The organism is Blautia sp. HA3515 (assembly GCF_059933065.1).
The window spans coordinates 1-23,861 of the sequence record NZ_JAYFUY010000073.1; the positions used below are offsets into that span (position 1 = coordinate 1).

Below are 23,861 nucleotides of genomic sequence, written 5' to 3' on the forward strand. Positions count from 1 at the left end.
TAGCATCCTCTACGTTATCGCACAGCTTATTCATGCTGGCTAAGACGATCACATGCTCCGGACCATGGGCAATACATGCTACACGGTTGCTTGCACCATCAATATTAACCAGTTCTCCGGCTTTGGTGAATGCGTTGGTACTTGTGAGGAAATAATCTGCACATACGATCTTTCCGTACAGTGCACGAGCTTCCTCAGGAGTAGCAGCGTTTTTTCTGTCGATAAAATCATAGTTTCCGTCTTCAACAGCCTGACAGACACCAGCTTCATTCATGGATTCAGTGCCGCCCCAGGTAACAGATGCACCTTCAGGGATCATGGACAGGATCTGCGCCTTTGCCTCTTCGGCGGTTCCGCAGTAATATGCATCCATTCCACGTTTGGAAAAGTTCTTCTTTAGTGTTTCTGCCACAAGTTTGTGGTGTTCGCTTACATAAGACATTGTCAGCCCTCCTGATTGTTGGATTTGTCATGAAAAATGAACAGATGTAACTATTCAGTAAAAAGTATCCTGCCAGGTGTTTTGTGGTGCTGAACAGCTACAAACAGATTATAACATGAACCGGTTTTAAGTAAAATACCTGACAATAAAACAGCACAAATAAAAATTAAAGCAAAAATAAAAGTCCAAACAAAAATTTAAAATTATGGACAATTATGGAATAATGGAAAAATAATATAAGTGAAAATAAAACAATTGCCACAGGCAGGAATGCAGGGTATAATAAAGAGTAAACTAATCAAGGTATTTTTTAATACCGATTGTGAATTGAAACAAAAAGATTTATTTTAGCAAGGAGAGGAATGTACAATGAGAAAATGGAAAATGGCACTTGCCGGTGTATTAAGTCTGTTTATGGTTGAGGCCCCAGCGGTTTGCAGTATGCCTGTTTATTCTGTTGCAGCGGCAGAGACCTCGGTACAGGATACTGATGTTTTAAAAGGTCTTGTGAAGAGAGAACGGCAAATATTACTATTATGTAGATGGGAAAGATGCAGAAGGGCTGGCAGAATGTTACCACCACTAATAGTAATGGTCAGTCTGTGACTTATCGTTATTATTTCGGAGCTAACGGAGCTGCTTATGCTGCAACTCCTCAGCAGAAAACACTGGTTAAGAAGATTCGCGGAAAATACTATGGATTTAACAGTCTCTGGCAGGGCAAGAACCAACACTTTCTGTAATGTAAAGCTGAAAAAAGGCAAAAAGACTTATACATACCGTTATTATTTCGGAGCGAATGGTGCTGCTTATGCAGGCAAGAAGTCTTATGGCACTGCTGAGATCGCCGTTAAGAAGATCAAAGGCAAGTACTATGGATTTAATTTAAATGGAAATATGGTAAAAGGTACATGGGTAAAAGGCGGCAAATTCTATGTCTTTGGTAAAAATGGCGTTTATAATGCAAGTCTTTCCAAAAAGCTTCGGGCAGCAGCAGGATATGAGAAGGAAGCATCCACATTACTTTCACTGATCGGTAATCCGAAGACGACCAGGTACTGGAAAATACCTGTTATGGTGATGGTACAGAGATGTATTATTATTATGACAATTATTTTGCAGATATTTTTTAAATTCAGCGGCACAGGAAAGACCATTGTACTTGGTGTGTCTGCAAAGTAATTTTATTGATGAATGATAGAGGAGCAAGATGAGCATGAAGAAAAGAGAACTTTGCAAAAGGCCTGATTCTGGCATTCTGTCTGCTTTTCGGCATTTTGCTTGCCGGTACCCAGACTGCACAGCCGGTTAAAGCTGCTGCAAAGAAAACTACAACAGTTGCCAAGGCAAAGAAGCCGGTAAATGGCTGGTATACATTTCCAAGCGGAAGAAAAAGATACTATAAAAATGGGAAATACCTTACCGGACTGAAAAAAATCCGCAACAAAACCTATCTTTTCAGTAAACGGGGAGTTATGCTGACAGGAACTCAGAAGATCAAGAATAAGGTGTATTATCTGAATGACAAAGGAGTTCTTCAAGTCAAGAAGCTGGGAAGCAGGTATTATTACGCCAATGGAAAGAAGATGTCAGATGTAGAAGCACAGGATTTTGCCACTCTTCAGACTGCGAAGGAGATTGTCGCACAGATCACGAATTCATCTATGACGTCTGCACAGAAACTGAAGGTTTGCTTTGACTGGGTGATCAAGAAGCCATACTGGACCTGGCGTACATTCAGCAATTTCAGTGGATGGCCGGCAGTTTATGCTATGGATCATTTCCAGAGAGGCCTGTGGCAATTGTATGTCAGATGCAGCAGCTTTTGCATACCTGGCAAAAGCTATTGGATATAATAATGTTTACGTATGTGTAGACAGTACAGGAAGAAACGGAAGCGGACATGCATGGACAGAGATCGGAGGCCTTGCATACGATCCTTTGTTCGCTGAAGCAAAAAATTACAGTGCCAATTATGGTGTGCCTTATGGCGTTTACAAGCTTTCACCGATTCTTCATATAGCGTTATAAGGAGTTAGAAAATGAAAAAAATTATGGAATTAATGGCGGAAGAGCTTTCCGCAGCATTTGAAAAAGCAGGCTATGATCCGGCATATGGAAGGGTAACAGTATCCAGCCGTCCGGATCTGTGCGAATATCAGTGTAACGGTGCAATGGCTGGTGCTAAGGCATACAAAAAAGCACCATTTATCATTGCAGATCAGGTAGCTGCCCAGTTAAAAGACAGCAGGATTTTTTCTATGGTGGAAGTAGTAAAGCCAGGATTTATTAACCTGAAGCTTGATGAAAGCTATTTGGCTTCCTGGCTGAATGAAATGGCTGCCCATGAAAAACTTTCTGTAAATACAGCTGAGCAGCCAAAGACCATCATTATTGATTATGGCGGACCAAATGTGGCAAAGCCTCTTCATGTAGGTCATCTTCGTTCTGCGATCATTGGTGAGAGCATTCAGAGGATTGCCGTTTTGTAGGGCATAAGATGATCGGAGATGTGCATCTGGGAGACTGGGGACTTCAGATGGGACTGATCATCACTGAACTGAAGCACAGACAGCCGGAGCTTGTTTATTTTGATGAGACTTATACAGGAGAATATCCATCTGAGGCACCGTTTACCATTGGCGAACTGGAGGAGATCTATCCTTGTGCAAGCGCCAAATCAAAAGAAGATGAAGAGTATCGTAAGGAGGCTCTGGAGAAGCTACCCATCTTCTTCAGCAAGGCAATCCCGGGTATGCTGCATTATGGAATCATATCCTGAATGTTTCTGTAACAGACCTGAAGAGAAATTACGCTAATCTGGATGTTTCTTTTGACCTGTGGAAAAAAGAATCAGATGCACAGCCTTACATTCCGGAGATGGTTCAGCACATGAAGGATGAAGGATATGCTTATGAGGATCAGGGTGCTCTTGTTGTGGATGTAAAAGAAGAATCCGATACTAAGGAGATTCCACCATGTATTCTTCTGAAGTCAGACGGTGCGTCCCTTTATACAACTACTGACCTGGCAACGATTGTAGAGCGTATGAAGCTGTTTAATCCGGATGAGATCCTTTATGTAGTTGACAAACGTCAGGAACTTCACTTTATACAGGTATTCCGGTGTGCCAGAAAGACCGGACTGGTAAAGGAAGATACAAAGCTTTCTTTCCTTGGATTTGGTACTATGAACGGCAAAGACGGCAAGCCTTTCAAGACAAGAGAAGGCGGAGTTATGCGTCTGGAGAACCTGATTTCTGAGATTGATGAAGAAATGTTCCACAAGATCGTGGAGAACCGCAGTGTAAAGGATAAAGATGCCCAGGAAACTGCAAAGATTGTTGGACTTTCTGCTATCAAATATGGAGATTTGTCCAATCAGGCTACCAAGGATTATATTTTTGATATTGACCGGTTTACTTCTTTTGAGGGAAATACAGGTCCATATATTTTGTATACGATTGTACGTATCAAATCCATTCTCAGCCGTTTTAAAGAAAACGGAGGAGATCTTGAGGCAGGTACCTTACTTCCGGCAGTGGGCATCAGTGAGAAGAATTTGATGCTTCAGCTTGCTGGATTTGGGGCGACTATTGAAAATGCGTTTGAAGAGAAGGCACCTCATAAGATCTGTGCTTATATTTATGAGGTATCCAATGCTTTTAACAGCTTTTACCATGAGACAAAGATCTTAAGCGAAGAAGATCCGATGCGGAAGCAGTCATATATCCGTTTGATCACACTGGCCAAAAGAGTTCTGGAGACAAGCATTGACCTTCTTGGATTTACAGCGCCGGATAAGATGTAAAGCCGTATTGGTTTTATGTTGGGGATCTGGAATTTAAAAAATCCGTAAAGAAATCTAAAGTACAGTAATGACATCTGAAATACAGTAAAAATATCTTGCTGCTCGACTTGAATCCTGCATGCGAAGGATATTTTTACTGTATTTTTTTCTATTTTTATTAGGAATTTTATACTTCTGTATTTTTCTTAAATATCTGTAAAGCTGCTTTTTCAGGCGGCAGATTTATGCTATATTTATCTCAGTGGAGAAGACTCCCGCTTCTATATATCATATCTGACAAGACTGTACATCGAAAACAATGTACTAATACATCATATCCGGTATTTCACCGCAATTTCCTTATGGGATGCTGCATACTGAATAGTTTCTTTTTATCATTGTAAAGGAAGTGACTGATATAAGACTTACAGGACTTATTTTGAAGGGAAGATATTGTATTCTTGAGCAGATCCGTGCCGGAGGGGAAGGAACCCTCTATCTGGCACGGGATCTGGAACTTGGCTGCTTGTGGGCAGTTAAGGAAATACCTGTTTCACATAAGAAAGAGGCAAAGCTTTTGCGGCTGTTGGAACATCCATATATGCCAAGGATGATCGATTATATTGAAAAAGAAGACTATTGCTATCTTGTGATGGAATTTATACAGGGAAAATCGCTGGAAGATTGGATAAAAGACGGACGTCATTTTTCAGAGGAAGAGCTTTTGTCATTTGGCATCATGATCGCACAGGTGTTGGGATATCTGCATAGTCGGAAGCCACCTGTATATTACGGGGATCTGAAGCCTGGGAACCTGATGCTGACAGAGAACGGGAAGCTGTATCTGGTGGATTTTGGAAGTGCTGTCCAGGGCTACAGCAGGCAGCAGAAAGAGTGCTGGGGAACCATGGGTTATGCTTCGCCAGAGCAGATGAAGGGACAGATCTGTGAAAAAAGCGATATTTTTACCCTGGGGAAAACATTACAGGCATTGCTTACTGCGAATCTGGCGAAATATATCATGTATGATCCGTTGTTTCTATGGTTCCTTTTTCGCTGCTGCAGAAAAAAAAGAAATCTACAGATATAAAAATATGCAGGAAGTGGAAAAAGTATTGAAGAGAATCCAAAAGAAAAAAGGAAAAGGCAGATATGCTATGGCAGTAGCTGGTATTACAGTCCTTGGACTTGCTGCTTTTGGAATTTTGCTGACTGGGGAATCGGAAATCCCAGAGTTCAGAGAACGATTAACACAGGTAACAGATGTATATTATCAGATGGATTTTCGAAAATGAAACCAGGAACAAAAGGGCGGAAACAGTGAATAAAGTTATAGATCAGCTGCAGGAAATGCTTACATTATATACAAAGAAAGATGAGCAGGAGCATGTACTGCAAATGCTCCGGGCAAATGAGGAACTGCTGGAACTTTTGGAATCAGAAAAGAGACAGGAGAGTGGAAGTAAATGAAAAGCTACAGGATATGGTTAAGCGCAGCTGCAATAATATTTCTGGTGAAAATGTTTGGTACAGCCTGGATAAAGGCAGAAGATCTGGGAGGCTTTGATGTAAGTGTTTCGGAAGGGGAAAACTGGTCATTACCAGACAACTGGCAGGAAAGCACTTCTGGATGGGAGAAAGAGACGGATGCCAGGAAGCACTGCAGAACCGGAAAATGAATCATTTTCCCAAAGCAATAAGATAGAAAATTCTGTTGGAGAAAGTGAGGATATATTTTCATCCACAGCAGAAAGTATACAGCAAAAGAATCCGCAGCAAAAGAATCTGCAGCAAGAGAATCTGCAGCAAAAGAATCCGCAACAAAGCAATCAGCAAAATAGTAATGATCAGGACAGTAACAATCAGGGTAATAACAATCAGGGCAGTAATAATCAGAGTAATAACGATCAGGGCAATAACAATCGGGACAGTAACAATCAAAACAGTATTAACCAGAGAAGTGATCATCAGGAAAATGATGGACAGGACAGTGCACAGCCAGCTCACAAGCAGCAATTATCGATACAGAGACTACCAGAAGAAAAATCAGAAGAACGAAAAATACCAGAATCAAAAGCATCAAAAGAATCAAAAGAAACTGAAAAAATCGTTGAAGAGGGAGCGGAACCAAAAGCTTATATCAGTCAGGAAGAAAGACAAAAAGCAAAAGAGCAGGATCGGGCTGTGAATTTCCAAAGAACAAAAGATATGACATTTTTTCATAAGAAACAGGCAGGCAAAAAGGACATTCTATATCTTACTGTAACCAGGCTGAACATCTATCAGATCTTGTCTGTACGGTTAAACGGAAAGGAATGCAAATGGAACAGGGAAGGGAGCCGTATAGTGCTGGAAGACAGACCGGAACAGGGAAAAAACAAAGTAGAAGTACGATTCTTTCTTGAAGATGGACAGGTCAGAGGCATGGAACCCTGGATTTTTACATGCGACTAAAGAATTAAATATCTGGGGAACATGTCTAAGCAGCTTATCTGTATCAGCTGCCTTAACTTATCTGTTGGAAATGTAGAGAAAGAATGGTATAATCATGTCTGTTAATAAATGTATGAAATACTAACGGAGGAACATATGTACAAAGCCATTTTATTTGATCTGGATGGAACATTAACAGATTCTGGGGAAGGAATCATGAAAAAGTGTGCAGTATGCACTGGAAAAGCTGGGAAAGCCGGAAGATGATCTGGAAAAATTACGGGTGTTTGTAGGCCCTCCATTGATGGAAGAATTTATGGAATATGCAGGCGTTGATGAAGAAGCTGCACGGCAGGGAGTGACTTATTACAGAGAAAGATATGCACCAATAGGTGTTTTTGAAAATAAAGTATATCCGGGGATCAAGGATATGCTGGTGCAGCTGAAAAAGAAAGGATATCTTCTGGGAGTTGCCTCTTCTAAGCCTGAATATTTCGTAAAGCAGGTACTGGAGCATTTTGAACTGGATGTATATTTTGATCAGATGGTGGGAAGCGAACTGAATGGCGGAAGGTCCAAAAAGTCTCAGGTTGTGGAAGAAGTGCTGCGGCGCTTTCATCTGGAGAATCACAGAGATCAGGTGATCCTTGTTGGAGACAGGGAATACGATGTGTTAGGAGCAAGAGAGACAGGGATTGACTGTCTTGCAGTATCTTATGGCTATGGTTCCGTGGAAGAACTGACAAAAGCAGAACCTTTGAAAATTGCAGGCTCTGCAGAAGAGATTCTGGATTTTTTCGGCTAAGCCCCCGCAGGAAACAAAAAATGCCTGCACAAATCTGGAGAGTAATTTATCCTATGGGGATTCATTTCGGGATATCACAGATCGTGGCTTATGCAGGCTTGTATTTCCTTGTATTACGAAACGGGGGAAATAAAGATGCTTATTATGGGCAGGTAATGATGCTTACCGGCCTTACTGGTCTTCTGGCTTTGATTCCTACTTTGTTTTTCTATAAAAAAGACCTGGCAGCGAGAAAGTATGGAGGAATCCTTAAGGAAAAAAGAACAAGAAAGCTTGGATTTTGGGAAGGTATTTTACTGTTCTTCATGGGAGGCGCCCTTGCTCAGTACATTAACATGATTGTAAATATTCTCCTTATGGGGTCTGATGCCAGCATGAAATATCAGAATACCGTGGAAAGGATGACTGGAGGGAAGACTTTGCTCTCAATGATCCTGTGGATCGGTATTGTGGCTCCTCTGGCAGAGGAAGCCATCTTCCGGTGGCTGATATTCCTAAGATTTCGTGATAATCTGCGTCTGATCACAGCTGCTATAATATCAGGCGTTATGTTCGGGATTTATCATGGCAATCTGGTACAGGGTATTTATGCCAGCATTCTTGGTACCGTGTTTGCACTCCTTCTGGAGTGGAGCGGCAGCTTATGGGGAAGTGTATTTCTTCATATGGGAGCCAATATCTGGAGTCTTATAAGTGGATCTGCAGCAGCCTATATTATGGAAAATGAGGAAAGAATCATGGCATGGGGCATGCTGGCTCTAGGATTGTTGCTTCTGACTGTTTTTGGAATGCGATATTTTTATAAGAAATATACAGGACGAAATAGGATAAGAGAGATATAGAGAATATCCGAACGCTGCAGGAATGTAAAACAAAAGAGAAAACAGACTTGTAAAAGAGAAGTAGATTCCCGGATCGACAGGTGATAGAATTGCTGTCAGGTATGTTTTAGAGTACATATCTGGCAGCTATTTTTACTTTGAAGATTTCTTTACAGTAAAGATCCTTTTACAGTAAATATTTGGTGACAGTGGTGTTCCTTTTGGAAATGTTTTTTTAGATTTTTTTTATGAAATTTTAATAAGGCGAAGCCTTGTATTGGGCATGACAGAATGGTATCATAAGTGTATTAAGACGATTAACACACCTGCAACAGAATCGGTATCAGTAGTGAGAGTTAATATGTAATAGAAAGGAGTTGCCTATGATCGTACTTGATTATCATGACCGGCGGCCAATCTATGAACAGGTCACAGAAAGATTCAGACAGCTCATTTTAAGCGGGGCGCTAAAGGCAGGAAGCCGTCTTCCATCTGTGCGGCAGCTTGCTATGGAACTGTCCATTAATCCTAATACGATCCAGAGGGCTTATATGCAGCTGGAGCAGGAAGGACTGGTCTATCCTGTAAAAGGAAAGGGGAATTTTATTGCAGACAGTACCAGTATCAGGCGGATCAGCAGGAAGGCTTATACCCAAGAGATGCGGGAACTGATTTATAAAGGACAGACGCTAGGCTATGACGAAGAAGAATTGACAGAATTGGTTCGGGTCTGTTACAAGGAGGGAATAAAATGATAGAAGTGAATCAATGCAGCAAGAAATTTGGCATGCTTCAGGCTGTCAATAAGGTATCCCTTCAGATCGGAAACAGAGAAGTCTTTGGTCTGGTGGGAAGCAATGGAGCCGGGAAAAGTACCTTGCTGCGTATGATGGCAGGGATCATACGTGGGGATGAAGGGAACATTCTGGTAGATGGTACAGATGTTTATGAAAATGAGAAAGCAAAAAGCAGTATTTTTTATATTGCAGATGACAGTTATTTTCCGGCTAATTTTACACCAAGAGAGATGGCTGTTTATTACAAAAATGTCTATCCTTCATTTCGGATGCAGAAGTATGAGAAGCTGATGAAGCAGTTTCATCTGGATGAAAGAGGAAAGATCAACAGGTTTTCAAAAGGAATGAAGAAACAATTGCTTGTGATCCTGGGGATTGCTGCAGGTACTAAGTACATGTTGTGTGATGAGACCTTCGACGGACTGGATCCGGTGATGCGGCAGGCGGTCAAAAGCCTATTTGCAGCAGAGATCATGAACCGGGATTTTTCACCGGTGATCGCTTCCCATAATTTGCGGGAATTAGAAGATATCTGTGATCATGTAGGGCTTCTGCACCAGGGCGGGATTCTTTTGTCACAGGATCTTGAAGAACTGAAATTCCATATACATAAAGTTCAATGTGTCCTTTCCGATTCGCAGAAAGAAAAAGAACTGGCGAAAGAACTGGACGTATTGAGTATCCAGCATCAGGGATCGCTTCTTCTGATCACAGCAAGGGGAACACGCACAGAAATTATGGAAAGGATCCAGGCAAAAAAACCGCTTTTCTGTGAGATTTTGCCTTTAACCCTGGAAGAAATTTTCATCAGTGAAACGGAGGTTGCAGGCTATGAAATTAAAAATATATTCTGGTAAACAGATTAAAATGAATATAAAAGAGCAAGTATGGATCCCTGTGATCCTGCTGATCGGTTTTTTTCTGGCTTTTCCTGTAGCCGAACTTCTGATGATGGGTAATTGGTTTGGCATGAATTACACCTACGATCAGATCCAGATCCTTTATGAAAACCTGTGGAAAGACGGGTTCCTCAGAACGGGATTTGCAATTACAGTGATTGCCGCATTGCTGAACAGCATCAGTGAATTCTGGTATCTTTATTCATCAAAGAAAGTGGATTTTTACCATTCCAGTTCCTGTGAGAAGATCCAGAATGTTCTTTTCCAGAATGTTTACAGGGATCATATTCTTTGCAGGACCATATTTGCTGATGGAATTTCTTACAGTATGTATTGGCGCAATGCGAGGGTGTTTCAGCTTGCATCTAATGAAGCTGGCATTTTATATGTTTCTGATTCATTTGATCTGTTATCTGCTGGTATATTTTGCTATTGTACTGGTAATCTGTATTACTGGTAATTTTCTTATGGGCGGACTTTGCTTTGTTGGAGTTTTTCTGTATGGATCTGTGCTTTCAAGTCTGATCACAGGATATGAAGAAACTTATTTCAGAACCTATGCCCGAATGCTATACGGAGTGTGTAAAGTTTTAAAAAGAGATGTATCTCCGCTTTTTCTGGGAAATGAACTGGTAGATAAATACAGCCAGGGTGAACTGAAAGGATTTCTGCTTCCGGTTTTGTGTGTGGTGCTGGTTTTGACAGCTGCGTCCTTTTTTGCTTACATAAAAAGACCATCTGAACGAACTGGTGAAGCTTTGATCTATCCTTTTACCCAAGTGGTGATCCGCATTCTGGTGGTGATCCCCACTGGCCTTGGAACCGGACTGTTCTTTTCACTGTTTCCGGAAAACACCTCATCCAGGGAGGCCTGGGAGATCTTTGGGTTGCTGGTAGGAGTCATATTGTCCTATAGTCTTCTTGAGATCGTTTATCAGATGGATTTTCGGAAAATATATACCCATTGGATACAATTGATCCTTTGTGGGGTTTTGGCAATGCTGATGGCAGCAGGATTTAAAACAGATATAATCAGGTATGACAGGTATTTTCCGAAAAGCGGACAAGTGGAAATGATCAGTTGGAATGGCGTTAATATGGAGTCCAGCGATTATGCTGAAGAAAAAGCGGATGGCCGTTATGTGATAGGCACTAATAACGTGGAGGCCATGATCGATCTGGGGAATTCTGAGGATCTGCTGCAGGCAGTGAAAAAAGCAGCAGATCGTACTTATAAAAATATAAAGAATAATGTTGGTAAAGCAGACTTGGAAAGAAGCCAGGAGAACTGGTAAACCTTCGGGTTTACCATGAAGTCCGGTACAACCATTTACCGGAATTATATTATAGACAGTCAGATCCTCAAGGATATTTTACAGGCAGCATACCGGGAAGGCGACTATAAAAAAGACAGGTATTCCATTCTGAACATTGATTCTAAGTATCTGTTCAGTATTACCGGTATATTCGGAGATGGTGTTTATACTACACTATGGGAAAGGGACAAAGAAAAAAGAACAGAGTTTCTGGAGGCATTGCGCCAGGACATCCTGGAGGCGGATGCAGAAGTTCTGACAGGACAGCCTTGCGGAAAACTTTATCTGAGCTTTGGACAGATTCCCCAGGAGAGAACCCCTGATAATATGGTGCCGGATGGAAGAGAATTTTTAAGCGGTGCAGGAGGCATGGTCTATATGTTCCCCCAGTTCAGCCGTAGTCTGGCGCTTCTTGAAGAAGAGGAGGATCTTTCAATATCCCTTCAGGATGTTGATGTTGAAAGTGCTGATGTGGTATTTGACCTTTCAGAAGATGCCACCGTTTTATCTGATCCGGTACAGTATACAGGAAAAGAAGAATTGACAGAATTAAAGAATATACTGATTCCACCGGAACTGGTTCCGGAATGGGAAACATTTAATTCTCCATGGGCAGACCTTACATTAAACATCCGCGGTAAAGAGGCTGTAGAGGGATGGGCTATCCGTCCGGGAGAGAAAATACCGGAATTTATCTTATTAGATCAGGAGCGTGCCCAGGAGGGTATCCTGGGGGAGAATGAAAGCGAGGACAGTACTGATCTGACAACAAATCTGGAAGATACAACAGATACTGAGGTAATGGATATTTATGAGTAAAAATAAAAAGTCTGAAAAACACAAGTACGTTTGGATCGTTTCCTTGCAGATGCAGGGGCAGGAACCCGCAGTGAAGTCAAAAAAATGATACAAAAAGGCAGGGTGCTGGTGAATGATCAGCCAGCATCCGGTCCGGAACAGAAGATCAGCCCGGATCTGGACAGAGTTTTGCTGGATGGAAAGGAGCAGACGGAAGCACCGGATTTCTTATATTACATTCTGAATAAACCGGCTGGTTATATCAGCGCTACAGAAGATTCAAAAGATAAAACCGTTATGGATCTGCTTCCGAAGATCGCAAGGAGAAATCTTTTTCCGGTAGGACGACTGGACAAGGATACAGAAGGCCTGCTTCTGATCACAGATGACGGAGCACTGGCACATGAGCTGCTTTCTCCGGCAAAACACGTGGATAAAACCTATTATGCAAAAGTGAAAGGAGTGGTCACAAAAGAGGACCAGGAGGCTGTAAAAAATGGTGTGGACATTGGGGAAGCGAAGCTTACCATGCCGGCAAAACTGGAAATCCTGAATACAGACGGGGAATACTCAGAGATTCTTCTGACTATCCGTGAAGGGAAGTTTCATCAGGTAAAGCGGATGATGGAAGCAGTAGGCAAAACAGTGGTATACCTGAAACGTCTTTCCATGGGTGGACTGGTTCTTCCAGAAGATCTTCCCATCGGCCAGTGGCGTATGCTTACTACAGAAGAACGCAAAATCATCAAAAGACTGTGAAAACAGGGTAAAAGCAGGGGGAAAATATCATAAATTCTTGAAAAAACCTCTTTACACCGGCGTTTTTCTTATGTTATAATACAACGGTTGTTAAAATAAAACACGCACGGTGATTCTCATGGATGGTGCCCTACGGTGTGTGGTTGGGTCCGGACGGAAGGCGACCTGTGCGGAAGAAAAAACCAAAAAAGGAGATTACAACAATGAGCGTTATTTCAATGAAACAGCTTTTGGAAGCAGGTGTTCATTTCGGACATCAGACAAGAAGATGGAACCCTAAAATGGCTCCGTACATCTACACAGAGAGAAACGGTATCTATATCATTGACTTACAGCAGTCTGTAGGCATGGTTGATGATGCATACAATGCAGTTGCTGATATCGTAGCTAATGGCGGAAACATTCTGTTCGTTGGTACAAAGAAACAGGCTCAGGATGCGATCAAGACTGAGGCTGAGCGTTGCGGACAGTTCTATGTAAACGAGAGATGGTTAGGTGGTATGCTTACCAACTTCAAGACTATCCAGAGCCGTATTGCAAGACTGAAAGAGATCGAGACAATGGAGTCTGATGGAACATTTGATGTTCTTCCAAAGAAAGAAGTTATCGCTTTAAGAAAAGAACTTGATAAATTACAGAAGAACCTTGGCGGTATCAAAGAGATGAAAAGAATCCCGGATGCAATCTTCGTAGTTGACCCGAAGAAAGAAAGAATCTGCATTCAGGAAGCACATACATTAGGAATCCCGCTGATCGGTATCTGCGATACAAACTGTGATCCGGAAGAACTTGACTATGTAATTCCAGGTAATGATGATGCTATCCGTGCTGTCAAATTAATCGTTTCCAAGATGGCAGACGCTGTTATCGAGGCTAATCAGGGACAGGCAGATGTTGACGGAGAGATCCAGGCAGAGTCTGAGGAGTTTGCAGCTGAGGAAGCAGCAACAGAGGAATAATTGTCAGGCCGGGGAACGGCAGAGACAGATGATCGAATAACAGGAGGAAAATACAATGGCTATTACAGCAGCACAGGTAAAAGAGTTAAGAGAAATGACCGGCGCCGGCATGATGGATTGTAAGAAGGCACTTACAGCTACAGAAGGCGATATGGATAAAGCAGTAGAGTTCCTTCGCGAGAAAGGTCTTGCTACCGCTCAGAAAAAGGCAAGCCGTGTTGCAGCAGAGGGTCTTTGCAAGGCTCTTGTTGCAGAGGATGGTAAGAAAGCAGTTGTTGTTGAGGTTAATGCCGAGACAGACTTTGTTGCAAAGAATGAGAAATTCCAGGGCTACGTTGCTGATGTTGCAGCACAGGCACTGAATACAGAAGCTGCTGATATCGATGCTTTCCTGGCAGAGCCATGGACACTTGATACCACAAAATCTGTAAAAGAAGCTCTTGCAGCTCAGATCGCTGTTATCGGTGAGAACATGAACATCCGTAGATTCGCTCAGGTAAAAGAGGACAATGGTTTCGTTGCTTCCTACATTCACATGGGTGGCAAGATCGGCGTTCTTGTTGATGTTGAGACAGATGTTGTTAACGATGCCATCAAAGAAATGGCTAAGAATGTTGCAATGCAGGTTGCAGCTCTTAAACCGCTTTACACAAGCGACAGCGAAGTAAGCGCTGACTATATCGAGCATGAGAAAGAGATTCTTCTGGCTCAGATCCAGAACGACCCGAAGGAATCCCAGAAGCCTGAGAAGGTTATCCAGGGAATGATCCAGGGACGTATCAAGAAAGAGCTGAAAGAGATCTGCCTTCTTGACCAGGTATACGTAAAAGCAGAGGATGGAAAGCAGACCGTTGGTAACTATGTAGCACAGGTTGCTAAAGAGAACGGCGCTAAGATCACAATCAAGAGCTTTGTTCGTTACGAGACCGGTGAAGGTATTGAGAAGAAAGAAGAGAACTTTGCAGAGGAAGTTGCAAAACAGATGAACGCTTAAGCGAAGTTTCGATTGTAAACTGAATCAGAATTTATAGAGGCTCTGAAACCCTCATAAACACTTTATTTTCTAGTGATTATGAGGTTTTCGGAGCCTTTTTTATGGAGTGTATCCGGAAAAAGCTATTACAGCACAAATTCAGAAGTATAGAAATACTTATATCTCTATAATAAGGGGAAAAAGGAGAGAGGTAAGTATGGATATTAAACAAATCAAAGAAAACAAAATAAGAATGATACTCCAGTTTTCCATTCCGAGTATCATTGCAATGTTATTACAGACAGTGATAACAATAACGGATGGATATTTTACTGGGAACTATGTAGGTCAAAATGCGTTGGCTGCAATCAATTTGGGATTGCCAATACTGTATTTTTACCTTGGAACAGGACTTTGCATTGGTGTAGGTGGTTCTGTTATCAGTGGTAGAATGCTTGGGGCAAATGAACAAAAAAAATCATCAGAAGTATTTTCGCAGACAGTAGTAGCTGCCCTGATCACATGTGTGGCAATCTCTGTTATGGTATTTTTGCTTTTCACACCAATCTTGAAGATTTTAAGAGCAGACGGTGATCTGTCAGTTTACTTTACTGAGTATTATAGAATCATGCTGTTTACGTATCCACTTATGGTAATTGGAACAATCCTTGGAATGTTTATCCGTGTTGATGGCAAACCGCAGATTTGTATGCTTGTCAGTATTGCAGGATGTATTTTGAATGGAGTTCTCGATTTCTTTTTTGTGGATATTATGAGATTTGGAATTCAGGGAAGTGCTGTAGCATCATTAATTGTACAGCTATTGACTGTATTGGTTCAGATGTTCTACTTTATTAGTCGAAAAACAGGAATCGGGTTTCGGAAGTTTTCATTTGACAGAGGAATAAACAAGGAAATGATTCTCAACGGATCTTCTGAATTTATTGGGGAGATGGCCAGTGCCATATCCATGTTTATGTTCAATTATGTGCTTATGAAATATGTAGGAGCAGAAGGCGTTGCAGCTTTTACAATTTTGGGATTTGTAGTTTATGGTTACAGTATGATTTGTATTGGATTTGGGCAGGGAATCAGTCCCCTTGTCAGTAGATGTTGGGGTGCGAAAGAGAAAGAGACGGCTTTTGCTTTAAGAAAAACTGCGAATAAGATGTTGTTTATGATAGGATTGATTATAGCTATAGCATTTTTTGTGGCAGGAAAGCAGTATGCAGGTTTGTTTGGATGTAATAATGAAGTGGCTGATATGGTTGCAACAGGTTTTAAAATTTATGCTGTAACATTTCTTGCTATGGGATATAATGTAGTGAATTCTATGTATTTCACAAGCTGTGGGGACGCAGAATCATCTGCAATCATTTCAACATTAAGAGGAATTGTTTTTCTTTTGGGATTTACGCTGGTTCTTCCTGCAATTTTAGGAATGACAGGTGTATGGCTTAGTGCTCCATGCTCTGAAACGCTTACAGCGATCATAGCAGTATTTTTAGTAAGGAAGCAAACAGGTAAACGAAAGTGCGGTGAACTGAATGGATAATACTGAAAATCATGCAATATGCAGTGCAGTGATAAATAAAGCAATTAACTATATATTTGACCATATTGACGAAGAAATTACAGTAGATGATGTAGCTCACTATTGTTCTTATTCCAGGTATCACCTGACACGTATGTTCAAAGAAGAAACGGATGAAGCTCTTTATCAGTTTATTAAGCGGATTCGTCTGGAGAGAAGTGCATGGTGTCTTAAAGTTGAGAAAGAAAAAAGCATTACAGAAATTGGTGAAAAATATGGATACTCCTCGTCAAATTTTGCAACAGCATTTAAAAAGCATCTGAATTTATCTCCTGGTGATTTTCGGAAAACAAGCGAACAGATTGTGGAAAAAAGTTCATTTTCTCATGGGGTAACATTAGATGCTCTTGATGATGCAGGTAAACTAATCACTGTTGAAAATCTTGACAGCTTTACAGTTATATATGAAAGAAAGAAGGGAAATTACCATCAGCTTCCCAAGGAGTGGTGCCGATTTATAGAAAAATATGAGCATTTCGCCACAGAAGAAACGTTATATATGGAATGTACAATTGATGATCCAACGATCACAGACGAAGATCATTGCATGTATGAGCTGTGTCAGACTGTTTCTCCAGAGCAACTGGTATTGAAGAAAAATGAACATATACTGCTTCAGAATTTCCAAGGGGGAAAATATGCGGCGTATCATTTTAAGGGTTTTCCTCAGTTTCTTTTTATGGTATATCAGGAGATATTTTGCAGATGGCTTTCAAAGACGGGGAATCAATTAGATGAAAGACGGCCGATTTTTGATATATATCGCCTGGTGAGAGAAGATGGATATATGGAAATAGATATCTGCTTTCCATTGAAATAAAATACAAGAAACTCTACGTTGCCACCAATATTTTTATGGAAATTTGCACTTAAAATTCAGTACGGAAAAAGCTATTGCAGCACGAATTCAGAAGTATAGAAATACTTACATCTCTATTAGATAGAGTATGGCAACAGCAAGTTGCTTTTCAGAACATAAATTTAGTCTATATGATATGGTTATGGAGGTAACGACTATGGAAATCAAAAAATATTATTTTGAAACTCCGCACGGAAAGAGGAATGTCACAGGATGAGCTGGCAGATAAAGTCATGGTAACAAGGCAGGCAGTATCACGCTGGGAAAACGGAGATACCGTTCCCAATACTGATACACTTAAAGCTCTTATCTAAAGAATTTGATGTTTCAATCAATACGCTTTTGGGAGAACCAAGAAAGTTGATCTGTCAGTGCTGTGGAATGCCAATTGATGATGATTCCATATTGGGACGTGATAAAGATGGCACATTAAATGAGGAGTATTGTAAATGGTGCTATGCAGATGGAACATACACATATAATGATATGGATGAATTGATTGATGTGTGTGTAAAGAATATGGTAAATGAAAACTTTACCGAAGAACAGGCACAATCTTATTTGAAAGAAATGCTTCCAAAATTAGATTACTGGAAAAGATATGATGAACTTAGTGACAATGGGCAGTTTGAAGAGTTTAAAAAGCAATTGATAAACGAAATAAATGATCTGCATATAGACGGACTTCCAAGGGTAGACAAGCTAAATGCACTTGTGGGGAAATATGTGAATCTGGAATATACTCTGCCTAATGGACGAAAAGTGAAATTTCTTGATGATCAGAAAACCTATCTGGGGAATCAACTGGAGTCTGAATTTGGAGGAGACAGGTGCTTCGGTATTCTGGCAGGCATGGATTTTATTCTAGTATGTACATATGAGAAAGCTGGTGAAAACCCAGAGCTGTTGATTTATAAAAAGAGATAATATAAGCAAAAAGAAAAGTCTTGACAAATAAACGACCGTTTACTATCATTAAGATGTAAACGGTTGTTTATTTATTTGCACGAGCAACGAGCCAAAGTCTGTGCTTGCACAAGACCTTGGCGACTGCCGCGATAACTTGAGAAACTCGCGGAGCGTGTTTCTCATAGTTTGGAGGAAATGTGCATGGGTAATAGGAAAGAGGAAATATTAATTGTGGCACTGCATCTGTTCGCCAGAGATGGTTATGAGGCTGTCTCCGTTAGCCAGATAGCAGGAGAACTTGATATGACAAAAGGGGCATTGTACCGTCACTACAAAAGCAAAAGAGATATTTTTGACTGTATTGTGCAGCGTATGGAGCAGCAGGATGGCGAACAGGCAGTAGAATATGATATGCCACAAGAGGATAAAGAGAAAATGCCTGAAAAGTATGAGACAGTATCACTGGATGATTTTGTGGAATACAGCAAGTCTATGTTTGAATACTGGACAGAGGATGATTTTGCATCATCGTTTCGGAAGATGCTGACAATAGAGCAGTTTCGCAGTGAAGAGATGCAGAATTTATATCAGCAATATCTGGCATCTGGACCGGCAGAATATGTGAAGGATCTGTTCAAAAATATGAAAATAAAAAATCCAGAGGAGAATGCAGTTAAATTTTATGCGAATATGTTTTTCTATTATAGTGTATATGATGGAGCAACAGATAAGACGAAAGCAAAATGTCAGTTTGAACAGATGATGGGCAAAATTGTAGAAGAAATGAAGTAGGAATTGTATTTTGAGTAAAGGAATATGAAATGGGATTAGAACAATGGGGAGCAAGTGAGCAATATTATAAAATTGCTTCGGGGTATCCGGAATATGAACTTGGAAGAGTGATATCACAGGAAAAGGATTTATTTCGTGTGGTCATGGATAAGGAAGAGTGTCATGGCAAAAGTTTCGGGAAAATTCAGATATAATGTTTCTGCAATTTCAGAATTTCCATCTGTAGGAGATTTTGTTCTTGTAGAATATTCTTTTAAAGATGATGTGGCGGTTATTCACAAAGTACTGCCGAGAAAAAGTGTTTTTGTTCGGAAAGCTGCTGGAAAAAATTGTATGGAGCAGGTAGTAGCTGCTAATGTAGATATCGTATTTTTGTGCATGGCATTAAACAGAGATTTTAATATAAGAAGATTAGAGCGTTACCTGTCCGTAGCATGGAACAGTGGAGCTGTTCCGGTCATAGTTCTGACAAAAGTAGATTTGTGTGGTGATTTGGAGGAAAAGAGATTTGAAATTGAAAACGTAGCAGTTGGTGTTCCAGTGATGGAAACTTCCGGATTAACAGGAGATGGCTTACAGCAAATAAAGGCATATCTGCAGGAAACAAAAACAGTTGCGTTCATTGGTTCTTCAGGTGTAGGAAAATCAACATTAATCAATAGATTGATGGGGGAAGAATGTTTGAAGACTAATACACTTAGAAAGGATGACAAAGGAAGACACACAACTACTCATAGAGAATTGTTCTTGCTTCCAGATAGGGGAATGGTCATTGATACACCGGGAATGCGTGAACTCGGAATGTGGAATGCAGGAGAAGGAATCGAACATACTTTTTCTGATATTGAAAAACTGGCAGAAAAATGTCGTTTTCATAATTGCACACATACATCTGAACCAGGATGTGCAGTACGAACTGCAATGGAAGCTGGAATAATTGATGAGGAACGGCTGAAATCTTATAAAAAGTTAAAGGCAGAGAATTCATATATGGAAGACGCTGGAAACTATATACTCACTAAGAAAAAGAAGTTTAAAGAAATTGCAAAGTATAACAAAAATAATTTAAAGAAGTAATACAAGAGCCAGACGCTTAAGACGCAGAGCCGTTAATTCTGATACTGAAAAATCAGGATTATCGGTTTTTATTTTTAAGAGAGGATATAAAAGAAATGGAAAAAAGTAATATTATGATTCGTTTAGAGAAAAAGGAAGAACAACAGAAAGTAGAAAATCTGGTAAGAGAAAGTTTTTGGAATGTGTATCGTCCAGGATGCCTTGAGCATTATGTATTGCATCAGCTACGAAATGATCCGGCATTTGTTCCAGAACTGGATTTTGTGATGTTTCTTGATGAAAAAAATAATGAAGAGAGTAAGTTGATCGGTCAGAATATGTTTATGAGAACAAGTATTAAAGCGGATGATGGAAGAAATATTCCAATTATGACTATGGGACCGATTTGTATTACTCCAGAATTAAAACGACAAGGGTATGGAAAAGCCTTACTGGATTATTCATTGGATAAGGCAGCGAAACTTGGCTGTGGTGCAGTCTGCTTTGAGGGAAACATTGATTTTTATGGAAAAAGTGGATTCAGACAGGCAAGTGAATTTAACATCCGTTATCATGGACTGGAAGAAGGACAGGATGCGTCTTTCTTTTTATGCAAAGAGCTGATTCCTGGTTATCTGAATGGTATTACAGGAGAGTATGCGACACCAGAGGGATATTTTGTAGACGAAAAGGAAACGGAAGAATTTGATAAGTTGTTTCCTTATAAAGAAAAGAAAAAACTACCGGGGCAATTATTTTAGTGAAGTGGATTACAAATATCCACTTCACATGCAGAGGACAGGAGGTAAAGACAAAAATGAAGTCAATGAAAAAGGATTGGTATAAGAAAGTCTGGACAATGGATATTCAAAATATGTCATGGGTAGAAGATACAAAAAAAGAGGTTGATTTTTTGATCGATCAATTAAAACTTCAAGGTAACGAAAGAATTCTTGATCTTGCGTGTGGATATGGAAGGCACTCTCTGGAATTAGCCAGACGTGGATATGATGTGACTGGTATTGACATTACATCAGAATATATTAAATATGCAACTAAACAGGCAAAGAAAGAATGTCTGAAAGCAAAATTCTTATGTATGGATATTCGTGAAGTGAATGTTAAAGAAAAATTTGATGTAGTGATCAATATGGCGGATGGAGCAATCGGATATTTGGAAAATGATATGGAAAACATGAAAATATTTGAGATTGTGTCTAATACTTTGAAAAAAGGCGGGAAACATTTTATGGACATTATGAATGGGAGTTATGCCGAAAAATATTTCCCATGTAAGTTATGGGACGAAGGTGAAAAGTGTCTTACATTATCTGCATTTGAGTGGGACAAAAAGAGTAAGATCTTGTTATATGGACAAGTAGATTATCCTTATGGAGAACCATTGAGGAAGCCAGAAATGAAAGAAGGAAATCCCATCAGACTCTACACAATATCTGAAATATCAAAGATTTTTTCAAAGTTAGACATGAGCGTTTGTAAAAGTTATGCAGATTTTACTGGAAAGCTGTCATCGGATAATGATATTCAGTTAATGGTTTATTCTGTACGAGGTTAAATGAAAGCTGTACTTGAATTATGCAGAACAGTGTGATATATTAAAACTACCGAATGGTAGTTAAAACAAAACTGATAGGTAATATATAGGAGATGGTTAAAACAAACAATGAGTGATACAAGAAAAAAAGAGATTATCATGGCTACATTGGAGCTGGCGGCGAATAAAGGACTTGGTAACGTATCCATGAATATGATTGCAGACAAAGTTGGGATAAAAAAACCGTCATTATACAATCATTTTGCATCCAAAGAGGAGCTTGTTGAAGTAATGTATCAATTCCTCCGAGAAGAGGCTAAGAAAAACGCCAATATAGGCGCAATTGATTATACGATCATTTTTGCCGGCAAAAGTGCTTTGGAAATATTGAAGATGATGGTCGGAGGATATTTTAACATGAACCAGCAGGAACATATGTTAAATTTCTACAAGGTTATTTATTCCGAAAGAAGCCTGAATCCCATGGCAGCCAAAATTGTCGCAGAAGAGACGGATAAGATGATTATAGCAACGAAGCAGCTGTTCTATGCGATGGAAGTACATAAATTACTTCATTTCACAAATCCGGATATGAGTGCGGTAAGCTTTGCTATGACGATACATGGACTGATGGATTACGAACTAGATCAGAGCAATGGTAAGTGCAGCTATGAAACAGATAAGAATCTTTTGGACGACTATCTGAAATGGTTTTGTGAGGAGAATGCTGTATGATAAAGAAAAAGAGTTTATTGAATTATTGTGGATTACTTGGAGTAGCAGCTTTTTTTGTCATATACAGCAGCGGTTGTATTTTCACCGCTTGCATATCCGGGCTATGACTGGATGGCACAGGCGGTAAGTGACCTTAGTGCATCGAATGCACCATCGCTTCGGTTATGGAACCAGCTAAGCAGTTTGTACAATGTATGTACTCTGGTGTGTGCAATGATGGTATGTATAGGCATTCAGGGTAAGAAAAACAGACTCCTGCGGGTAGGCATCTATTTGTTCACGATTATGGAGCGGGTGTCAGCAGTGGGATTTGGCATGTTTCCTTTAAGTGACAGTGGCTATGCAGGTACATTTCAGGATAAGATGCATATTTTTTCGACAGTGATTGTCGTTTTATTGTCCATAGTCTCTCTGGCTTTGATTATTATTGCCGGAGCAAAGGATAAAAGCTGTCGTTCTTATGGTATTTGTGCAGCAATTGCTCTTGGTATGATGATGGTAGGTGCAATAGGGATGAATATTGTACCGAAGGATTATTTCGGGATTGTTGAAAGATTCAGTGTGTTTGCTGCGACAGGATATAATGCAGTGCTTGGAATAGAACTGTATCGGATGAAGTTTTAGTGAGTGAAAAATAGATGCTTGTCATTGACATGGATGTAGTAAAGTGATATACTATAAACAAGTTTACAATAAACTAATTTATAGTATTGGAGATATTATATGCCAAGTAGTCCAAAAATAAAAAAAGAAGATATGCTGCAGGCTGCACTGGAGCTTGTTTCAAAAAATGGATATGCCGCTCTTAACATAAAAGCTGTAGCCGGGGAACTGGGATGCTCTACAGCACCGATTTCATGGCAGTTTGGTGGAATGGATGGATTGCGTGAGGAACTGATTCCTTTTGCGGAGCAGTATGTAGAGGATAAGTATTACAGTCGGAATGAAAACGAACTTGCAACATTCGAACAGAAAGGAAAAGGAACCATTGATTTAGCATTAGAAAATCCTAATTTGTTTCGTTTCCTTTACATGGGAGAGCGAAGCCAACTGCTAAGTACAGGCTTCGAGTTACAGACGAATAATCAGGATGCCGCTAATGGGTATCAGGAGATGGCAGAACTGCTTGGGATTACGCCAAAACAGGTAATGGATTTTGCGATGACAATGATGGTGTATACACAGGGGATAGGAACCCTTATTGCATCAGGAATTGTCAAGGATACGAAAGAAAATATGTATCATATGCTTCATAATACAGGCATGACATATTTAAAAGGCTTAGGTGTGAAGGATAGCACTTTATGTGATTTATCAGGAGGTGACAGGTCAGATGAAAGCAGTAGTAACGGATAAATGGATACTATGTCCGGTATGCAAAGCAAAGACACGGACACAGATACTGGATGATACGGAGTTAAAACATTTTCCGCTGTTTTGTCCAAAATGTAAAGAAAGTTTTATTATCAATGTAAAGGATCATATAGTGGATTATCAATCTATTGCCAGACGCTAAGACGCAGAGCAGAAACGAAATGTTTTTTGCCTGCGTCTTTTTGTTGGTTAGGAG

33 protein-coding genes and 1 pseudogene are annotated in these 23,861 nt (G+C 40.2%); 33 read left to right on the forward strand and 1 reads right to left on the reverse strand.

The window, feature by feature from the left end:
* The coding region (locus R1Y93_RS06020) for a lactate utilization protein (RefSeq protein WP_500822067.1) at nucleotides 1-442 on the reverse strand (442 nt) is incomplete at its 3' end.
* Between the two features lie 369 nt (nucleotides 443-811).
* Between R1Y93_RS06020 and R1Y93_RS06025 the strand changes: the two genes are divergently transcribed.
* The 33 genes and pseudogenes from R1Y93_RS06025 (at nucleotide 812) to R1Y93_RS06185 (ending at nucleotide 23,807) form a co-directional block, all read left to right on the forward strand.
* A complete protein-coding gene (locus R1Y93_RS06025) occupies nucleotides 812-1,048 on the forward strand; it encodes a hypothetical protein (protein ID WP_500822068.1) in 237 nt (78 codons plus the stop codon).
* A 90-nt stretch (nucleotides 1,049-1,138) separates the two neighbouring features.
* Nucleotides 1,139-1,624 (forward strand): hypothetical protein, encoded by a 486-nt coding sequence (locus R1Y93_RS06030; RefSeq protein WP_500822069.1) that lies wholly within the window; start codon nucleotides 1,139-1,141, stop codon nucleotides 1,622-1,624.
* A gap of 95 nt (nucleotides 1,625-1,719) precedes the next feature.
* Complete coding sequence (locus R1Y93_RS06035) at nucleotides 1,720-2,298, forward strand: hypothetical protein (RefSeq protein WP_500822070.1); 579 nt, start codon at nucleotides 1,720-1,722, stop codon at nucleotides 2,296-2,298.
* The gene (locus tag R1Y93_RS06040; protein WP_500822071.1) at nucleotides 2,249-2,473 is read left to right on the forward strand and encodes a hypothetical protein; all 225 of its coding nucleotides are present in this window, start codon (nucleotides 2,249-2,251) and stop codon (nucleotides 2,471-2,473) included. The genes R1Y93_RS06035 and R1Y93_RS06040 overlap by 50 nt, the downstream gene beginning before the upstream one ends.
* A gap of 11 nt (nucleotides 2,474-2,484) precedes the next feature.
* Nucleotides 2,485-4,252 (forward strand): annotated as a pseudogene (argS, locus tag R1Y93_RS06045) (arginine--tRNA ligase).
* Nucleotides 4,253-4,670: 418 nt separating this feature from the next.
* A complete protein-coding gene (locus R1Y93_RS06050) occupies nucleotides 4,671-5,321 on the forward strand; it encodes a serine/threonine protein kinase (protein ID WP_500822072.1) in 651 nt (216 codons plus the stop codon).
* 25 nt (nucleotides 5,322-5,346) lie between these two features.
* Nucleotides 5,347-5,526: a hypothetical protein gene (locus R1Y93_RS06055; RefSeq protein WP_500822073.1), complete on the forward strand. Its 180-nt coding sequence runs from the start codon at nucleotides 5,347-5,349 to the stop codon at nucleotides 5,524-5,526.
* A gap of 25 nt (nucleotides 5,527-5,551) precedes the next feature.
* The gene (locus R1Y93_RS06060) at nucleotides 5,552-5,701 is read left to right on the forward strand and encodes a hypothetical protein (protein ID WP_500822074.1); all 150 of its coding nucleotides are present in this window, start codon (nucleotides 5,552-5,554) and stop codon (nucleotides 5,699-5,701) included.
* Entirely contained in the window at nucleotides 5,698-5,910 is a 213-nt protein-coding gene (locus R1Y93_RS06065) for a hypothetical protein (RefSeq protein ID WP_500822075.1), read from the forward strand. Before R1Y93_RS06060 ends, R1Y93_RS06065 begins: the two co-directional genes overlap by 4 nt.
* On the forward strand, nucleotides 5,879-6,685 hold the full coding sequence (locus R1Y93_RS06070) for a hypothetical protein (protein ID WP_500822076.1): 807 nt from the start codon (nucleotides 5,879-5,881) through the stop codon (nucleotides 6,683-6,685). Before R1Y93_RS06065 ends, R1Y93_RS06070 begins: the two co-directional genes overlap by 32 nt.
* A gap of 205 nt (nucleotides 6,686-6,890) precedes the next feature.
* The gene (locus tag R1Y93_RS06075; RefSeq protein ID WP_500822077.1) at nucleotides 6,891-7,469 is read left to right on the forward strand and encodes an HAD hydrolase-like protein; all 579 of its coding nucleotides are present in this window, start codon (nucleotides 6,891-6,893) and stop codon (nucleotides 7,467-7,469) included.
* Between the two features lie 20 nt (nucleotides 7,470-7,489).
* On the forward strand, nucleotides 7,490-8,311 hold the full coding sequence (locus tag R1Y93_RS06080; protein WP_500822078.1) for a CPBP family intramembrane glutamic endopeptidase: 822 nt from the start codon (nucleotides 7,490-7,492) through the stop codon (nucleotides 8,309-8,311).
* Nucleotides 8,312-8,673: 362 nt separating this feature from the next.
* A complete protein-coding gene (locus tag R1Y93_RS06085; RefSeq protein WP_500822079.1) occupies nucleotides 8,674-9,045 on the forward strand; it encodes a GntR family transcriptional regulator in 372 nt (123 codons plus the stop codon).
* Nucleotides 9,042-9,944: an ABC transporter ATP-binding protein gene (locus R1Y93_RS06090; RefSeq protein ID WP_158422234.1), complete on the forward strand. Its 903-nt coding sequence runs from the start codon at nucleotides 9,042-9,044 to the stop codon at nucleotides 9,942-9,944. The genes R1Y93_RS06085 and R1Y93_RS06090 overlap by 4 nt, the downstream gene beginning before the upstream one ends.
* Nucleotides 9,919-10,446: a hypothetical protein gene (locus tag R1Y93_RS06095; protein ID WP_500822080.1), complete on the forward strand. Its 528-nt coding sequence runs from the start codon at nucleotides 9,919-9,921 to the stop codon at nucleotides 10,444-10,446. The genes R1Y93_RS06090 and R1Y93_RS06095 overlap by 26 nt, the downstream gene beginning before the upstream one ends.
* Nucleotides 10,373-11,281: a hypothetical protein gene (locus R1Y93_RS06100; protein WP_500822081.1), complete on the forward strand. Its 909-nt coding sequence runs from the start codon at nucleotides 10,373-10,375 to the stop codon at nucleotides 11,279-11,281. Before R1Y93_RS06095 ends, R1Y93_RS06100 begins: the two co-directional genes overlap by 74 nt.
* A 15-nt stretch (nucleotides 11,282-11,296) precedes the next feature.
* On the forward strand, nucleotides 11,297-12,121 hold the full coding sequence (locus R1Y93_RS06105) for a DUF6449 domain-containing protein (protein ID WP_500822082.1): 825 nt from the start codon (nucleotides 11,297-11,299) through the stop codon (nucleotides 12,119-12,121).
* A gap of 30 nt (nucleotides 12,122-12,151) precedes the next feature.
* Nucleotides 12,152-12,859: a pseudouridine synthase gene (locus R1Y93_RS06110; RefSeq protein WP_500822083.1), complete on the forward strand. Its 708-nt coding sequence runs from the start codon at nucleotides 12,152-12,154 to the stop codon at nucleotides 12,857-12,859.
* Nucleotides 12,860-13,062: 203 nt separating this feature from the next.
* Entirely contained in the window at nucleotides 13,063-13,818 is a 756-nt protein-coding gene (gene rpsB, locus R1Y93_RS06115) for a 30S ribosomal protein S2 (protein ID WP_158422230.1), read from the forward strand.
* Between the two features lie 55 nt (nucleotides 13,819-13,873).
* Nucleotides 13,874-14,812, forward strand: a complete 939-nt coding sequence (gene tsf, locus R1Y93_RS06120; protein WP_500822084.1) for a translation elongation factor Ts — start codon at nucleotides 13,874-13,876, stop codon at nucleotides 14,810-14,812.
* A 106-nt stretch (nucleotides 14,813-14,918) separates the two neighbouring features.
* Complete coding sequence (locus R1Y93_RS06125; RefSeq protein ID WP_500822085.1) at nucleotides 14,919-16,346, forward strand: MATE family efflux transporter; 1,428 nt, start codon at nucleotides 14,919-14,921, stop codon at nucleotides 16,344-16,346.
* The gene (locus R1Y93_RS06130; protein WP_500822086.1) at nucleotides 16,339-17,205 is read left to right on the forward strand and encodes an AraC family transcriptional regulator; all 867 of its coding nucleotides are present in this window, start codon (nucleotides 16,339-16,341) and stop codon (nucleotides 17,203-17,205) included. Before R1Y93_RS06125 ends, R1Y93_RS06130 begins: the two co-directional genes overlap by 8 nt.
* Nucleotides 17,206-17,447: 242 nt before the next feature.
* Complete coding sequence (locus R1Y93_RS06135; RefSeq protein WP_500822087.1) at nucleotides 17,448-17,558, forward strand: helix-turn-helix domain-containing protein; 111 nt, start codon at nucleotides 17,448-17,450, stop codon at nucleotides 17,556-17,558.
* Between the two features lie 46 nt (nucleotides 17,559-17,604).
* A complete protein-coding gene (locus R1Y93_RS06140) occupies nucleotides 17,605-18,171 on the forward strand; it encodes a zinc ribbon domain-containing protein (protein ID WP_500822088.1) in 567 nt (188 codons plus the stop codon).
* A 183-nt stretch (nucleotides 18,172-18,354) separates the two neighbouring features.
* Entirely contained in the window at nucleotides 18,355-18,945 is a 591-nt protein-coding gene (locus tag R1Y93_RS06145) for a TetR/AcrR family transcriptional regulator (protein ID WP_500822089.1), read from the forward strand.
* A 29-nt stretch (nucleotides 18,946-18,974) separates the two neighbouring features.
* Complete coding sequence (locus R1Y93_RS06150; RefSeq protein WP_500822090.1) at nucleotides 18,975-19,139, forward strand: hypothetical protein; 165 nt, start codon at nucleotides 18,975-18,977, stop codon at nucleotides 19,137-19,139.
* A complete protein-coding gene (rsgA, locus tag R1Y93_RS06155) occupies nucleotides 19,108-20,022 on the forward strand; it encodes a ribosome small subunit-dependent GTPase A (RefSeq protein ID WP_500822091.1) in 915 nt (304 codons plus the stop codon). Before R1Y93_RS06150 ends, rsgA begins: the two co-directional genes overlap by 32 nt.
* Before the next feature lie 95 nt (nucleotides 20,023-20,117).
* Entirely contained in the window at nucleotides 20,118-20,762 is a 645-nt protein-coding gene (locus R1Y93_RS06160) for a GNAT family N-acetyltransferase (RefSeq protein ID WP_500822092.1), read from the forward strand.
* A 56-nt stretch (nucleotides 20,763-20,818) separates the two neighbouring features.
* A complete protein-coding gene (locus tag R1Y93_RS06165) occupies nucleotides 20,819-21,577 on the forward strand; it encodes a class I SAM-dependent methyltransferase (protein ID WP_500822093.1) in 759 nt (252 codons plus the stop codon).
* A gap of 108 nt (nucleotides 21,578-21,685) precedes the next feature.
* Nucleotides 21,686-22,291: a TetR/AcrR family transcriptional regulator gene (locus tag R1Y93_RS06170; protein WP_279206160.1), complete on the forward strand. Its 606-nt coding sequence runs from the start codon at nucleotides 21,686-21,688 to the stop codon at nucleotides 22,289-22,291.
* A 54-nt stretch (nucleotides 22,292-22,345) separates the two neighbouring features.
* Nucleotides 22,346-22,915 (forward strand): DUF998 domain-containing protein, encoded by a 570-nt coding sequence (locus tag R1Y93_RS06175; RefSeq protein ID WP_500822094.1) that lies wholly within the window; start codon nucleotides 22,346-22,348, stop codon nucleotides 22,913-22,915.
* A gap of 99 nt (nucleotides 22,916-23,014) precedes the next feature.
* Nucleotides 23,015-23,647, forward strand: coding sequence for a TetR/AcrR family transcriptional regulator (locus tag R1Y93_RS06180; protein WP_500822095.1), 633 nt, complete (start codon nucleotides 23,015-23,017; stop codon nucleotides 23,645-23,647).
* The gene (locus R1Y93_RS06185; RefSeq protein ID WP_500822096.1) at nucleotides 23,625-23,807 is read left to right on the forward strand and encodes a cysteine-rich KTR domain-containing protein; all 183 of its coding nucleotides are present in this window, start codon (nucleotides 23,625-23,627) and stop codon (nucleotides 23,805-23,807) included. Before R1Y93_RS06180 ends, R1Y93_RS06185 begins: the two co-directional genes overlap by 23 nt.
* Nucleotides 23,808-23,861 lie beyond the last annotated feature (54 nt).

Bases quoted from the DNA above. Each gene is read 5' to 3' on its own strand.
- R1Y93_RS06145 (WP_500822089.1), top strand. From the start codon at position 18,355: ATGGGTAATAGGAAAGAGGAAATATTAATTGTGGCACTGCATCTGTTC.
- R1Y93_RS06030 (WP_500822069.1), top strand. From the start codon at position 1,139: ATGGATTTAACAGTCTCTGGCAGGGCAAGAACCAACACTTTCTGTAAT.
- R1Y93_RS06165 (WP_500822093.1), top strand. From the start codon at position 20,819: ATGAAGTCAATGAAAAAGGATTGGTATAAGAAAGTCTGGACAATGGAT.
- R1Y93_RS06160 (WP_500822092.1), top strand. From the start codon at position 20,118: ATGGAAAAAAGTAATATTATGATTCGTTTAGAGAAAAAGGAAGAACAA.
- R1Y93_RS06040 (WP_500822071.1), top strand. From the start codon at position 2,249: ATGTCAGATGCAGCAGCTTTTGCATACCTGGCAAAAGCTATTGGATAT.
- R1Y93_RS06095 (WP_500822080.1), top strand. From the start codon at position 9,919: ATGAAATTAAAAATATATTCTGGTAAACAGATTAAAATGAATATAAAA.
- R1Y93_RS06065 (WP_500822075.1), top strand. From the start codon at position 5,698: ATGAAAAGCTACAGGATATGGTTAAGCGCAGCTGCAATAATATTTCTG.
- R1Y93_RS06150 (WP_500822090.1), top strand. From the start codon at position 18,975: ATGGGATTAGAACAATGGGGAGCAAGTGAGCAATATTATAAAATTGCT.
- R1Y93_RS06090 (WP_158422234.1), top strand. From the start codon at position 9,042: ATGATAGAAGTGAATCAATGCAGCAAGAAATTTGGCATGCTTCAGGCT.
- tsf (WP_500822084.1), top strand. From the start codon at position 13,874: ATGGCTATTACAGCAGCACAGGTAAAAGAGTTAAGAGAAATGACCGGC.
- rsgA (WP_500822091.1), top strand. From the start codon at position 19,108: ATGGCAAAAGTTTCGGGAAAATTCAGATATAATGTTTCTGCAATTTCA.
- R1Y93_RS06080 (WP_500822078.1), top strand. From the start codon at position 7,490: ATGCCTGCACAAATCTGGAGAGTAATTTATCCTATGGGGATTCATTTC.
- R1Y93_RS06085 (WP_500822079.1), top strand. From the start codon at position 8,674: ATGATCGTACTTGATTATCATGACCGGCGGCCAATCTATGAACAGGTC.
- R1Y93_RS06130 (WP_500822086.1), top strand. From the start codon at position 16,339: ATGGATAATACTGAAAATCATGCAATATGCAGTGCAGTGATAAATAAA.
- R1Y93_RS06100 (WP_500822081.1), top strand. From the start codon at position 10,373: ATGTTTCTGATTCATTTGATCTGTTATCTGCTGGTATATTTTGCTATT.
- R1Y93_RS06025 (WP_500822068.1), top strand. From the start codon at position 812: ATGAGAAAATGGAAAATGGCACTTGCCGGTGTATTAAGTCTGTTTATG.
- R1Y93_RS06070 (WP_500822076.1), top strand. From the start codon at position 5,879: ATGCCAGGAAGCACTGCAGAACCGGAAAATGAATCATTTTCCCAAAGC.
- R1Y93_RS06135 (WP_500822087.1), top strand. From the start codon at position 17,448: ATGTCACAGGATGAGCTGGCAGATAAAGTCATGGTAACAAGGCAGGCA.
- R1Y93_RS06170 (WP_279206160.1), top strand. From the start codon at position 21,686: ATGAGTGATACAAGAAAAAAAGAGATTATCATGGCTACATTGGAGCTG.
- R1Y93_RS06105 (WP_500822082.1), top strand. From the start codon at position 11,297: ATGAAGTCCGGTACAACCATTTACCGGAATTATATTATAGACAGTCAG.
- rpsB (WP_158422230.1), top strand. From the start codon at position 13,063: ATGAGCGTTATTTCAATGAAACAGCTTTTGGAAGCAGGTGTTCATTTC.
- R1Y93_RS06180 (WP_500822095.1), top strand. From the start codon at position 23,015: ATGCCAAGTAGTCCAAAAATAAAAAAAGAAGATATGCTGCAGGCTGCA.
- R1Y93_RS06185 (WP_500822096.1), top strand. From the start codon at position 23,625: ATGAAAGCAGTAGTAACGGATAAATGGATACTATGTCCGGTATGCAAA.